Annotated in this window: 14 protein-coding genes; 7 read left to right on the forward strand and 7 right to left on the reverse strand. The window is 42.1% G+C overall.

The window, feature by feature from the left end:
• The first annotated feature begins 87 nt into the window (after positions 1 to 87).
• Genes ACJ004_RS18340 through ACJ004_RS18360 form a run of 5 tightly spaced genes read left to right on the forward strand, consistent with a single transcriptional unit; the run spans position 88 to position 4338 of the window.
• A complete protein-coding gene (locus tag ACJ004_RS18340; protein ID WP_410894568.1) occupies positions 88 to 657 on the forward strand; it encodes a hypothetical protein in 570 nt (189 codons plus the stop codon).
• Positions 658 to 1998, forward strand: coding sequence for a nitrous oxide reductase family maturation protein NosD (nosD, locus tag ACJ004_RS18345; RefSeq protein WP_410894569.1), 1341 nt, complete (start codon positions 658 to 660; stop codon positions 1996 to 1998). It begins immediately after the preceding gene.
• Positions 1962 to 2759, forward strand: coding sequence for an ABC transporter permease (locus ACJ004_RS18350; protein ID WP_410894570.1), 798 nt, complete (start codon positions 1962 to 1964; stop codon positions 2757 to 2759). Before nosD ends, ACJ004_RS18350 begins: the two co-directional genes overlap by 37 nt.
• Positions 2756 to 3433 carry an ABC transporter ATP-binding protein gene (locus ACJ004_RS18355; RefSeq protein WP_410894571.1) on the forward strand — a complete coding sequence of 226 codons (678 nt, stop codon included), beginning with the start codon at positions 2756 to 2758 and terminating at the stop codon, positions 3431 to 3433. Before ACJ004_RS18350 ends, ACJ004_RS18355 begins: the two co-directional genes overlap by 4 nt.
• Complete coding sequence (locus ACJ004_RS18360; protein WP_410894572.1) at positions 3430 to 4338, forward strand: FixH family protein; 909 nt, start codon at positions 3430 to 3432, stop codon at positions 4336 to 4338. Before ACJ004_RS18355 ends, ACJ004_RS18360 begins: the two co-directional genes overlap by 4 nt.
• A 61-nt stretch (positions 4339 to 4399) precedes the next feature.
• Here ACJ004_RS18360 and ACJ004_RS18365 read toward each other — a convergent pair whose 3' ends face one another.
• The 3 genes from ACJ004_RS18365 to ACJ004_RS18375 all read right to left on the reverse strand — a co-directional run bounded on the left by ACJ004_RS18365 (position 4400) and on the right by ACJ004_RS18375 (position 7081).
• On the reverse strand, positions 4400 to 5470 hold the full coding sequence (locus tag ACJ004_RS18365; protein ID WP_410894573.1) for a PQQ-dependent sugar dehydrogenase: 1071 nt from the start codon (positions 5468 to 5470) through the stop codon (positions 4400 to 4402).
• 16 nt (positions 5471 to 5486) lie between these two features.
• Positions 5487 to 6341: a Cof-type HAD-IIB family hydrolase gene (locus tag ACJ004_RS18370; protein WP_410894574.1), complete on the reverse strand. Its 855-nt coding sequence runs from the start codon at positions 6339 to 6341 to the stop codon at positions 5487 to 5489.
• Positions 6342 to 6412: 71 nt separating this feature from the next.
• Entirely contained in the window at positions 6413 to 7081 is a 669-nt protein-coding gene (locus ACJ004_RS18375; RefSeq protein ID WP_410894575.1) for a DNA alkylation repair protein, read from the reverse strand.
• Between the two features lie 134 nt (positions 7082 to 7215).
• Here ACJ004_RS18375 and ACJ004_RS18380 point away from each other — a divergent pair, with 134 nt between their 5' ends.
• The gene (locus ACJ004_RS18380; protein WP_410894576.1) at positions 7216 to 7371 is read left to right on the forward strand and encodes a hypothetical protein; all 156 of its coding nucleotides are present in this window, start codon (positions 7216 to 7218) and stop codon (positions 7369 to 7371) included.
• 236 nt (positions 7372 to 7607) lie between these two features.
• Here ACJ004_RS18380 and ACJ004_RS18385 read toward each other — a convergent pair whose 3' ends face one another.
• The 4 genes from ACJ004_RS18385 to ybaK form a co-directional block, all read right to left on the reverse strand.
• Positions 7608 to 7835 carry a hypothetical protein gene (locus tag ACJ004_RS18385; RefSeq protein WP_410894577.1) on the reverse strand — a complete coding sequence of 76 codons (228 nt, stop codon included), beginning with the start codon at positions 7833 to 7835 and terminating at the stop codon, positions 7608 to 7610.
• Positions 7836 to 8001: 166 nt separating this feature from the next.
• On the reverse strand, positions 8002 to 8604 hold the full coding sequence (locus ACJ004_RS18390) for a hypothetical protein (RefSeq protein ID WP_410894578.1): 603 nt from the start codon (positions 8602 to 8604) through the stop codon (positions 8002 to 8004).
• A 90-nt stretch (positions 8605 to 8694) separates the two neighbouring features.
• Positions 8695 to 9798, reverse strand: a complete 1104-nt coding sequence (locus ACJ004_RS18395; protein ID WP_410894579.1) for a PRK06851 family protein — start codon at positions 9796 to 9798, stop codon at positions 8695 to 8697.
• Between the two features lie 128 nt (positions 9799 to 9926).
• Positions 9927 to 10403 (reverse strand): Cys-tRNA(Pro) deacylase, encoded by a 477-nt coding sequence (gene ybaK, locus ACJ004_RS18400; protein ID WP_410894580.1) that lies wholly within the window; start codon positions 10401 to 10403, stop codon positions 9927 to 9929.
• 288 nt (positions 10404 to 10691) lie between these two features.
• Here ybaK and ACJ004_RS18405 point away from each other — a divergent pair, with 288 nt between their 5' ends.
• Positions 10692 to 12500, forward strand: coding sequence for a TIGR04190 family B12-binding domain/radical SAM domain protein (locus tag ACJ004_RS18405; RefSeq protein WP_410894581.1), 1809 nt, complete (start codon positions 10692 to 10694; stop codon positions 12498 to 12500).
• Positions 12501 to 12529: the final 29 nt, after the last annotated feature.

Genomic DNA, 12529 nt, shown 5'->3' on the forward strand with positions numbered 1-12529 from the left:
GGCAAAAAACGCCTTCTTGAAGGGCTTGCCTTATGCTTGTCGGGGCTCGGCAAGGCGCTTCCACTTTTTAACAAAGGCGATGTTAACATGAACGGTAAAACGAAAAAGTTATCAGTGGTTTCTTCATTATTACTAGTTGCTTCAACTATCTTAATTGTCATCTCATTGTTTTTCCCATGGTGGAAAATGGTTTTTGTCGCTCCACAATATCCTGAAGGATTAAATATCATTGTGTACCCAAATAAGCTGGCTGGAGAAATTGATATTGTTAATGGGCTTAATCACTATATCGGTATGGCGAACTTCAGCGAAAAGAACTTCCCTGAATTATCGTATTTACCCTATCTAGTTGGAGGATTAGCCGCCCTTACTCTTTTAACTGCCCTGCTCCGGAAAAAATCAGTCCTTTATGGGTTAATCAGCCTGTTTGTGATTGGCGGCGGGCTAGGTGTTTTTGACCTCCAGCACGCATTGAAGAAGTTTGGCACCAATTTAAGTCCCGATGCCCCGATAAAAATGGACCCATTTGTACCACCTATTTTAGGACATAATACCGTTGCAAATTTTCAAACGACCAGCCTGCTTGGCCTGGGTACGTATTTGGTGATAGCAGCGTTTATTCTCTTACTCATTCCGTTATGGAAGGATCGAAAGTAAATGAAAAAACTTACGCTCTTATCTTTCATTTTTTCTCTATTTCTTGTTATGAGCCCTGAGAAAAAGCTGGCCGCCGAAAATTTACAAGCAACCATCGACAGCCTGAAAGAAGGGGCGGTCTTGACGCTTGAAAATAAGACGTACCAGGGCAATATTGTCATCAACAAACCGCTGACGATTATTGGCTCCAACCATACCGTGATCAAGGGAGACGGAACGGGGAATGTCATTTCAATTAAAGCCCCGCATGTGACGCTGCGCCACTTAACGGTAACGCATGGAAGTATGGACCGGAACTCTGCCGAGGAATATGCGGCCATCAAGATTTATACAAACAACAATGTCGTCGAACACATCAACATCCGCGACTCCTTTCACGGCATTTATTTAAGCCAGGCGCACGATAATACGATTCGCTCCAACCATATAAAGGGCCTAGGAAAAGGCGAAATTGCGGCCCAGGGTAATGGAATTCACGTCTATTATGCCAATGATAATCTATTAGAAAAAAATACAATTGAAGGCACCCGGGACGGGATGTTCTTTGAATACGCCAATAACAACCATAGCTATGAAAATAATATCAGCCACACGAGATATGGACTGCATTATATGTATTCCGACGAAAACATTTTTAAGAAAAATACCTTCATGATGAATACCGGCGGCGCAGCGATTATGAACTCGAACCATTTGAAACTCGAAGATAATCAATTCGTCGTTAATTACGGCAACCAATCCTTTGGATTATTGCTGCTCCAAGCCAATAACAATTATATTGCCAATAATATCTTTTATATGAACCAACGCGGTATGTATATTGATCAAGCAACAAGAAACGAGTTTCGCCACAACAAAATCGTCCAAAATCAGATTGGGATTGAACTGTGGTCGAGTTCCAATGAGCAAGTATTTACCTTAAACCAAATTACCGAAAATACGATTCCGGCTGTAACTCTTGGCGGTACGAATGACAATAATTCCTGGAGCCAGGATGGCAAAGGCAATGATTGGGGGAGCACGTTCCCAATCACCGATCTAGACCAAGACAGCATTGGGGATTTTCCAATAACCTATCAATCTTCGTTATATCAATTAATCAAAGACCAAGAATTATCCTATTTATTTTTAAAAAGTCCTGCACTGAAGATTTATGAAAAAATGAACGTGGTATTGAAAAAGGAAGCTGTCATGTTTCATGATCCACACCCTATAACAGCGGCAAACGGAACGCATGCGAAAACCATTTCTCTGATTGCTGGCTTACTAGTTTTGGGGATTTTACTTAAGGGGAGACACCGGCTATGCATTATATTTGGAAGGAATGGAAGGAAAATATAAGAGGAAAAGGACTTTGGCTAAGTTTAAGCATCATTGTTCTGATTTCAATTGCGATTTTATTTCGTTCCTCTGTCCTTTCATTTGATAAAGGCTTTTATGTGCTCTTAATCAATTTATTTGATACGATCATCTATTTTATTCCGATTCTGTGCTTATTTATCGGGGCATTCTCGATTTTTCAGGAAAAGGAACAAAAGACATTGATCATGCTGCTGACCAAGACCGACCATTTTGGAAGCTTTCTAATCAAAAAATGCCTAGGACTCTACACGGTTGTCCTTGTCCCGCTGATTACTTGGTTTTTCATTTATTTGTTACTGCTAAAATTTACTTTTCAGCTCGATCTAAAAAGTTACTTCATCTTTGTAGTAGCAATCGTTTGTATGAGCCTCATATTTCTGCAAATTGGCGCGGCAATCGGCAGTTTTAGCCGTTCAAGGATGCAGATTATCGGCTATACAATCTTTGTCTGGTTCTACTTCTTCTTTTTACATGATTTTATCTTGCTGTCATTTTTACCTGATGTGACGCATGAAAATGTGAAACTATTTTCTTCTGTCTACTTTTTAAATCCGCTTCAAGCCGTTCGAATGTTTCTAGAAACAGGCACGGGGGTATATTCATTCGGCCATATGTCGAGACTTTTACAAGCGTTTATGTGGACGAAACCCGTATTCTTCTTGCTTGGAAATCTGTTGTTCTGGCTAATCACTTCATTTTTCACAGCGGTTATTTTCAATCGTAAGGAGGGGTACGAATGATCAAAGTGACGAACTTACAGCAATCATTCGGGACAAAAAACGTCTTGGATTCGATCCATCTAGATATTCACGCGAACGAAATATGTGCCCTGGTTGGCCGTAATGGAGCTGGAAAATCAACGTTTATTAATAGTTTGCTTGGATTATTGCCGGTCAAACAAGGGGAGATTTTGATTAATGGAATGGCCGTGAACAAGAAGAATGAGGAGTGGAAAAAGGCGATTGCCTATCTCCCAGAAAAGTTCATGCTCTATCCCATGCTGACTGGTCTTGAAAATATGACATTCTTTGCCGAAGCGGTAACTAAGACCGCCGACCAGGAACGAATCCGGCAGGTGCTTCGCTCGGTCAGCTTGTGGGATGACCGCCATGAACAAGTGAAGAAGTATTCGAAAGGAATGCTGCAACGCCTTGGTTTAGCAATTACCCTTTATCAAGATTCAAGCCTGCTCATTCTTGATGAACCGACGAGCGGCATTGACCCGCTTGGCAGGAAGGAAATTTTAGAGGTACTTGGTTCCCTTCAGGATAAGACCATTCTGCTGTCCTCGCACCATCTGGATGAAATTAAGCAGATTTGTACCCATGTCGCCTATTTGGATAATGGAAAAATGGAAAAGTATACAGTACAAGAATTTTTACAAACTCATCATTTAGGAGGAATCAGCTCATGAGGATTCGGATAATGGTCATGATCGCCACCCTTTTTCTGATTGCCATGGTCACAGGTTGCAGTTCAGGACCTGACTATAAGGTGTCAGTCACGAAGGATCTCTATTTTGTCAAAGATACAGCGATGCCTTTTGAAGTAAAAGTAACCGAAAACAACAAGGCAGTGAAAGGGCTCGATGTGTCGGCCCAATTATCGATGACGGAAATGGACCATGGCAGCTATGATGTAAAGCTTGTGGAAGGAAAAAACGGGACCTATTCCGGCAAAGTGAATCTGCCGATGGGCGGTAAATATGAAGCCGCATTTACGTTAGAAAAGGACGGCCAAAAGACAGAGAAAGTCATCGACCTCCATGTAACCAAGCCAAAAGGTGTTGCCAAGGTCAATGGGGAATGGATTTCTGATGAGGATGTAAGTTTCTATAAGTTTATTAACCAATTACAGCTGGCAATCAACCGCGAGAGCGCGAAGGATAAATACACGGGCAAGCAGTTAGAGGAAGAGCTTGCTTATTTAGATACTCAGGAAAAAACACTCGAGGATAAAAATCAATTATTAACACAAATTATCCGCCTCCGTGCGATGGCCTTACTGGCAGATGAAAAGGGCCATAAGGCCGCAGAGAGCGAGGTGGATGCGGCTCTCGGGAAAGCGCGCGAGCAATATAACCAGTATGCTTCCGCTAAAAAGCTGATCAATGAGTATGGTGAAGAGAAATTTTGGGCAACGGAAAAGCAGCAGTATCAAATGATCGTTATGTCCCAGAAGGTCCAAAAGGACTTAATTGATAAAGCAAAAAAAGAAAACCCCAAAGCCGGTGACCAAGAAATCTACTACCAAGCCCAAAAAGAATATGAAGAGCTCCTCGTTTCTCAGGTGAACTCTTTGAAGATTGAGATTCTCTAAAAATAGAAGGGTGTCAGGCACCATGTGAAGAATTCACATGGTGCCTGACACCCTTTCCAGCTTACAAATCTTTTAGCAACACACGATATAGTTTATCGTCATTTTGCTCTGGGTTTCCCCGGCCGTCGGTGTTGTTGCTGACGAAGTATAGGTAGTCGCCGTCGACGTAAAGGTCACGGATTCTTCCGAGTCCTGTAACGACCGGGCTCGTTTGCTTCTGTTGCAATCCAAATTCACGGACAGCATTGCCTCTTAATGTTGCGGCATAAAGCTTTCCATTCGCCGCAGCCATTCCTGAGGGAGCCCATGTTTCGTTACCGGACTGATATAAAGGCGTAAACATCCCAGCTTTCTGTTCCGTCCCCTGAATCACTGGCCAGCCATAATTCGCTCCCGGGGTAATCTGGTTGATCTCATCATGAGCAGATTGACCATGCTCGCTTGCATACAAGGCCGTCTCCACCCACACTAACCCCTGTGGATTGCGATGCCCAAAGCTGTATACATACGAGTTTGGAAAGGGATTGTCTGCTGGAATCGTCCCATCCAGTTTCATTCGCAAAATCTTCCCATTTAAACTATTTACATCCTGAGCGGTTTCCGGAGTGGTCGCATCACCTGTCGTGATATAGAGATGTCCATCCGGACCGATTTTCAGCCTGCCGCCGTGATGAAAGGCGGCACTCGGAATCCGGTCGAGCAGAATCTTCTCTTCGGTCCAGACTGGGCCATTCGTCTTTAGAACTACTACTCGGTTAAATTGTCCCTTTCCATCTTCGCTGTAAGTATAATAGGCGTACGCTTGCTGATTATCTAGAAACTGAGGGTCAAGAACAAAGCCGAGCAGACCTGCTTCTGCCGCCTTTGCCAGCGGCCGCGCTAAACGGACAGGCTGACGTTCTGTTTTACCATTTTCAATCTTCACGATATTTCCGGTTCGTTCACTGATGTAAAATGTCTGATTCACCTGATCAATCGACCAAGGTATTTGCAATTTTTCCGCCAACACTTCAACATTTGGCTGATTCACAACGACCTCATTTCCTTCGATTCCATCGTCCTTTTTTTCAAACAGAGAACAACCCGACAACATGATAACCATCATTAGTAAAATAGAACCTGCTTTCCTCATTGACTCCTACCCTTCTTTAAATAACCTCTAGAATCGCTTTCGCTACACCACTTTCTTCATTAGTTTCTGTAATCACGTCACAAAGAGACTTGATTTCATAATTGGCATTTCCCATCGCCACTGATCTGCCTGCTTTGGCAAACATCGAAACATCATTATAATTATCGCCAATCGCCATTGTTTCTGCTAAATCAATCCCTTTTGCGGCCACAAATGACTCCAGTGCGATTCCCTTTTGGGCATGACGATTCGTGATTTCCAAGTTTTCATGACCAGAAGAAGCAACCGCTAGATCCCCTAAGTCAGCTAATGATTGGTTCGCTGCTTCAAGCCTATCCCCATCAAATGAGAAGGCCAGCAATTTATAAATTTGAGAGTCTTCATCAGCAAAAAGCAGTTCATAATCCTCAATTTTATGGATTAATCCATCGCGAATTCTTGCCCCTGCGGCCTCGATAATCTCCGCTTGATTCGCTTCAGGGTTGGCACTCATAACAATATCCACGAGAATCGACACGGCCTTGTCCGGGTCAATCGTGAAGGCTCCCTGATTCGTGTATACTTCGAAATATACTTCCTTTTCCGCGAGCCTCGATGCTACCTTTCTAGCCAATTGTTTACCGATTGGCGTGGCTGAAAGGACGTCCCCCTCTTTAGAACGAATTTCTGCACCATTCACACAAATAACTGGGCAGGATAAGCCCGCCTCAGAAAGTACGTAGGTGGCCTCTTGATACGACCTGCCTGTCGCAACAACCACTTCTACTCCTTGGGCCTGTGCTTTTAAAATCGCTTCCTTATTCGCTTGGCTAATTTGCTGAACTGAATTCAATAATGTTCCATCCATATCTGTAGCAATACATTTAATCATGCTGTCCACCCTCTATCCCTTTTCATTATTGCCATTTTACCAGATTATTAAAAACATTATCTCCCAGATGCTCAAGCTAGATACTTACTTCCCTCCCGAACACTTAACGGCGCTAACTTTGTCGCTTCAATAAACTTCTTTACGGAAGCTGGATTTGTCTTTGAATATTCTCGTAACGCCCAGCCAATTGCCTTTTGGATAAAAAATTCCTTGCTTTCTGCATTCAAACGTATGTATTGATAGAGCAGTTCTTCATTCGTGTTCCCTTTATATTTTAATTGAAAAAGCAATGCTGCCCTTCGCAGCCAGAGATTCTCATGAATGGCCCAACCATCAATCGTTTCAGCCACAACCTCGGGGAACTTTTCGGCAATTTTCCCAACTGGTTTAGGAGCGATCGCATCAACCGTATCCCACCACGACTTTGTTTTCATTAATTCCTCCATGAAGGGCAGGTCCGTTTTCTCAAGCCTATTCAATGACTTTTCAAGATAAACCAGTGCCGTATATTGATATTCTCGTTCATCCTTCTCCCAAAGCTCGCAAATAAATTCTCGGTTAAAAGGCTCCTTTAATAACCCTGTTTCAAGAAAAAATTGTTTCTCCAGCTGGCTGCGCTGCGGCTTTTTGATTCCCAGGTAGGGAAAGTGATTTTTCATATATTTCTTCATCGGCCCGGCATTTGCTTCATTGCGATTCGCTTCAAATAGACGTGTTAACATAGTGACTTTTGACTGCATCTAAATCAACCCTTTCAAAAAAACTTCCGTCTAACTATGGATTAATTCTCTTATCTTCAAATATTTCCTTTAATTTTCCCGAATAATCAACATCCTCAAAACCAAACTAAACGATAGATAAGGAGGGAAGTAACATGACCAAGAAATATAACAAAGGCAGCAAGAATCAAAACTCGCCCCAGGACGGGCATGCCGAAGCTGAATTCGCCAGTGAATTTGTCAGCGGTGATAACAGTAAAGGAAATAAGCACAACAAAGGAAAGAAAAGCAAGACGAATCCAATCTCTTAAGAAAAGCGCAAGCGCCCTGTTCAGCGGCGTATGGCCTGGAGCGCTCCAACTGAGATAAAGGAAACACGAAGAGCCGAAGGCGCATTCGTGCTTGACTTATCGTAGGGCGGAGAGCGAAGGACACTAGCCGCTAGGGCGCTGGAGCTAGACAGTTATTTAAGTTCAAAAACTTATACTTTCTTATCACATAAAAATAAGAAATCGACTTTCTAATTTGAAAGTCGATTTTTTAATCGTTAATCTTCCGGATTTAATTTTATAGAAGGGTTATAAATAAATGCACCCGAAATACCCTCAGAAGACTGTTCATTCTCACCTCGGAATCGATCCTGCATTTGGAGGTTTGCACTTTCTGCTTCAGAGCTTCTCTCTGTAGATGCGTGGACTTTCCCATCTTCAAGTTGCTGGTTAATCTTAATGTTTGCTTCGACCGTTTCATTAGATGAAGTGGTGTCTTTCTTCATTATTTTAGCTCCTTCTATTTCAAAGTATAATGGTAGCTTGCCCCAATGGCCTCGTTGTTACCAACATTCATTAAAATTGGAATGCAAAAGTCCACTCGGAACTTTTAATCTTGAAGAAGAATGTTACCAAAAAAAAGAACTGCCCTATTCAGGACAGTTCTTCTTTTTATTGACAACTAAATGAACGGATTCTACTTAAATCCATTCCATAATATTCCCAGTGGTATCCACGCCAGCGATACCCGGCGATTGATGTTCTGCCTACATAGGTTGGATAATACCAAAAACTTTTACCATTATTCAACCAAACATAGGTATACCGGTACAGACAGTGCCTTATTCCTCCTGGATCAACCGCATATAATCCAACTGTTTCATGTGGGATGAAGGTTGGTGGCGGTCCAGTTGGGGCGCCCCCATGTGGTGGATGATAACCTCCACCATACGGCGGCGGTTGATGACCTCCACCATACGGCGGCGGTTGATGACCTCCACCATACGGCGGTGGTTGATAACCTCCTCCATGCGGCGGCGGTTGATGACCTCCTCCGTGCGGCGGCGGTTGTTGGCCTCCTCCATGCGGCGGCGGTTGATGACCTCCTCCGTGCGGCGGCGGTTGTTGGCCTCCTCCATGCGACGGTGGTTGATGACCTCCTCCGTGCGGCGGTGGTTGTTGGCCTCCTCCATGCGGCGGTGACTGCCGCATGTTGTTTACATAAGGAAAATTAGACATACTACCATGACCGTGAGGGTAATTGAAATTATCCAAGGTTTTCATTCCCTTTTTATTTTATTTTCCCTCTAATGTATGCGCCTCGCCTAATTTGGTGAAATAGCACTAGTTATCTTCAAAAATTGCTTACTCTACTTTACTTGCTGCTAACTCCCTGATTTCCTCCGCTATTTTGTTTTGGATTCCTTCCACAACCGAAAAGTCCATCGCGGCAATATAGATTTCCTCTAACTCATCATGAAGTTCCTTGGCTTTGGACAAATAGGAAGTAGCCTCAATCATCTTATTTTTATAATTCGTTGAGATTTTGCTGATGATATCTTCAAAAATTTCATCTGTCCCAGGAGCGATTAGTAACTCATACATATCGATGATTTCATCCCCATCTCGGCTTGGGAAATATTCATGTGGTGCGGTACTATCAAAGATAGCAAGACCGAGCTCTCTAAAAATGACCATATCAAGGCTGTGCGGGTCAAATCCACAATGGTAAACCTCTACATCCACACCTCTGACTTCGGCCGCCGCCGCAAGCTTCTTCAGCATGGTAGACTTTCCAGAACCTGGGCGTCCTTTAATAAAGTAACGTTTAGAAATCTCTTCAGTTAAATTTGGAACAAAATCGACCGCCCCTTTAGGCGTTGCTGCCCCTAAAAAGCGATGGCGAATATCTGACTTTTTACTAAGCTTCATTTTTCCAAAGAAAGTATCAATAAATTTGTTCGTTAATTGATCTGCTTTCTTAAAATCCATGCTATTAATATAGATTTTTTCCCAATCATCATGGATATCCAGTGCTTCTTTAAATGTATCGTAGGCCTTATGAAAGGACTGGCTAATTTGATTGGTTAACTTCAGAATTGTATTTTTATGGATGGATAAGACACGAGCATTCCAGGCCTCCCCGAGGTTAATATACTCGTCAACTGCACCTGGTGCTTTGGGTTCAATTACATGAGGAGCAGTTCCATCGACAATTCCCACCTTTAATGCGGGGATCAGCACGCCGTCGATGGAATTGTTATCGGAAGAACAATGTAAGAATTCAATATCATAGCCCTTATCGAGCCACTCATTGCCAATCTTTTTCATTAGTGAGGATTTACCTGTTCCAGGTCCACCTTTTAAAATAAATAACCGGTCGAGACCTTGAAGATTAGAATCATATAAACTATGAAAACCTCTAGCTGTATTACCGCCAGCAAAGTAATTTTTAAGTTTTCCTGCCACTCATCAACACTCCCTTTACCTATCTAGCTCCAGCGCCTTATTTTTAGTGACAATCGCATTGAAAAAATTCAAATTTCACCCTATCTTATGCGATTGTCACCCATAGGTGAGTGCCTAGGAAAAAAATCTTACTTTGTGACTGGGACAATGTCAGCTTTTGTAACCTCTGTCAATCGAACAGGGTCTAACACCATTTGAATCCCAATCTTCCCGCCGCTGACAATAATGGTATCCAGCAGCTTCGCCTGTTCATCAATAAACGTCTTATATTCCTTTTTCATGCCAATTGGCGAGCAGCCGCCGCGGATATACCCGGTCCATTTCTGAATATCCTTCACTGGAAGCATTTCAATGTTCTTTTCACCAGCTGCTTTCGCTGCCTTTTTCAAATCCAATTCCTCAAGCACCGGAATGACAAAGACATATACATTCTTACTCGCACCTTGTGCAACAAGCGTCTTATAAACTTCCTTAGGATCCTTGCCGATTTTCTCAGCCACTGAAACACCGTCGATTTTCCCATCTTTATTATCGTATGTAAGCATGTCATAACGAATCTTTTTGGCATCTAGAATCCGCATGGCATTGGTTTTACTCTGTGCCATCTTTCAATCCCTCCTGATTTTGAAGATTTTCACCCTAGTTTCAGCATACTAAATATGCAAAAATTACACAAAATTACCCAAAATCTGTCACCCGTTTGTCACTCTATCAAACAACTATTATAGTACACTAAAAATAACAATTGTTACTTACTAAGATTTCCAAAAAAGATAATAACTTCATTTTTACTATGTAAAAACAGTTTATGTGAAATATATTACAAGTTTTATACAACCATAAATCAAAGAAAGAAGCTGTTCATCCAAACTAATCTACTTGAGGTGGAATAAATGAAATACGATTTAGTCCTTTTGCATGCACCCAGCGTCTATGACTTTCGAAAAAACTCCCTGCTAGCCGGCCCCATCAGTGATGTGGTTCCCTCGTCACCAGTATTTGAAATGTACCCAATCGGCATAACGAGTATTGCAGAATATCTTGAAAGGTACGGCCTTCGTGTTAAAATCATCAATATTGCCAACCGGATGCTGATGAGTGAGAAGTTCGATGTCGAAGCGAAGCTAAGGAGCATCCAAACTAAGGCTTTCGGAATTGACTTGCACTGGCTCCCACATGCTCACGGCAGCATCGAGTTAGCTAAAATAGTTAAAAGGCTTCATCCCGATACCCCAGTAATCTTTGGCGGCCTCTCATCGACCTATTATCATAAAGAACTGATTGAATATCCTTGTATTGACTTTGTGTTCCGCGGTGATTCTACCGAAAAACTGATGCTGCTATTGATGAATAAAATGGAACAAGGGAATACCCACTATGCTGACATCCCCAATTTAACGTGGAAGAAGGGAAGCGACATTGGCTACAATCCGCTTACCTATATACCAAAGGATTTGGATGATCTCGATGTTCCAGGATATCGCTATGCGATACGTTCTGTATTTAAATATCGGAATTTTCTAGACCCGCTGCCATACAACGGATGGCTGCAATATCCGAATACCGCCTTACTTACGGCCAGAGGATGCTCACAAAACTGCTTGATCTGCGGCGGTTCGAAGGATGCCTATGATCAAAACTGTAACCGCAATTCTCTTGCCTTACGGTCGCCAGAAAAACTGGTAGAGGATATAAAATTTATTTCACGCTTTAGCCGGGCACCGATTTTTATTCTCCATGATTTGCGCCAAGGCGGACATGAATATGTAAAAGAGTTTTTTAGTAGGCTTCAAGAACTGAATCTCAAAAATGAAGTGGTCTTTGAATTATTCCAGTATGGAGATGAAGAGTTCTTTCAACAGATAAATGATAGTGTTCCACAATTTAGTATTGAAATTACACTTGAAACTCATGATGAAAAAATCAGACGTTATAATGGAAAATTTAATTGTACCAACAGCAAAGTGATCGATACGCTAAACTTCGCATTAAAACATGGCTGTAAAAAAATTGATCTGTTCTTTATGGTAGGAATTCCAGGACAGACGTATGTCAGTGCCTTAGAAAATATTGATTTCTGTGAAAAAATTCATCTTGCCTGTCAGCAAGACAAACGGATTTTCTATTTTGTTGCACCGCTTGCACCGTTCCTTGACCCTGCAAGCCCTGCCTTTGAAAATCCAGAGCTGCACGGCTATAAAAAGTTCTGCCATACCCTTGAGGACCACCGCGCGGCGATTACCCAGCCTTCTTGGAAACATATGCTTAGCTATGAAACGAAGGATATGACCCGTGATGATATTGTGATGTCGACCTATGAATCTGCTAAACTACTAAATGAATTCAAATTAAAATACAGGCTGATTGATAAAGCAGGGTATCAAGAAATTAATTGGAAGATCGAAAAATCCATTCATTATATTGATAAAATCGATTATGTTCTTTCCCTGCCAGGAGAGCAACAAGAGCCCGAATTAGCTAAAATTCGTGAGGAAATAGAAGAGTTAAATAAATATAGTATTTGTGGGAAGAACGAGTTAAAGTGGGAAGTCCAGAAGAATTACGCCAACTTTTTCTCCCTAACGTTGGTAGGGCTTGAACAGCTGTATGAGGATTATGCAAATAAAATAAGACATCTAATAAAACCACAGCGCCGTCAGAAATTCCAGCTTGATCCTGAACAGAGAAAAATGAAGATTTAATGTGAAAAGGAGTTGGGAATCCCAACTCC

The sequence above is a fragment of the Neobacillus sp. 204 genome, assembly GCF_046562815.1.
Classification (GTDB): Bacteria; Bacillota; Bacilli; order Bacillales; family Cytobacillaceae; genus Neobacillus.

Excerpts from the sequence above, each read along its gene's own strand:
- ACJ004_RS18355 (WP_410894571.1), top strand. The coding sequence starts at position 2,756 with ATGATCAAAGTGACGAACTTACAGCAATCATTCGGGACAAAAAACGTC.
- ACJ004_RS18350 (WP_410894570.1), top strand. The coding sequence starts at position 1,962 with ATGCATTATATTTGGAAGGAATGGAAGGAAAATATAAGAGGAAAAGGA.
- ACJ004_RS18385 (WP_410894577.1), bottom strand. The coding sequence starts at position 7,835 with ATGAAGAAAGACACCACTTCATCTAATGAAACGGTCGAAGCAAACATT.
- ACJ004_RS18365 (WP_410894573.1), bottom strand. The coding sequence starts at position 5,470 with ATGAGGAAAGCAGGTTCTATTTTACTAATGATGGTTATCATGTTGTCG.
- ybaK (WP_410894580.1), bottom strand. The coding sequence starts at position 10,403 with ATGGCACAGAGTAAAACCAATGCCATGCGGATTCTAGATGCCAAAAAG.
- ACJ004_RS18360 (WP_410894572.1), top strand. The coding sequence starts at position 3,430 with ATGAGGATTCGGATAATGGTCATGATCGCCACCCTTTTTCTGATTGCC.
- ACJ004_RS18380 (WP_410894576.1), top strand. The coding sequence starts at position 7,216 with ATGACCAAGAAATATAACAAAGGCAGCAAGAATCAAAACTCGCCCCAG.
- ACJ004_RS18375 (WP_410894575.1), bottom strand. The coding sequence starts at position 7,081 with ATGCAGTCAAAAGTCACTATGTTAACACGTCTATTTGAAGCGAATCGC.
- ACJ004_RS18340 (WP_410894568.1), top strand. The coding sequence starts at position 88 with ATGAACGGTAAAACGAAAAAGTTATCAGTGGTTTCTTCATTATTACTA.
- nosD (WP_410894569.1), top strand. The coding sequence starts at position 658 with ATGAAAAAACTTACGCTCTTATCTTTCATTTTTTCTCTATTTCTTGTT.
- ACJ004_RS18405 (WP_410894581.1), top strand. The coding sequence starts at position 10,692 with ATGAAATACGATTTAGTCCTTTTGCATGCACCCAGCGTCTATGACTTT.
- ACJ004_RS18370 (WP_410894574.1), bottom strand. The coding sequence starts at position 6,341 with ATGATTAAATGTATTGCTACAGATATGGATGGAACATTATTGAATTCA.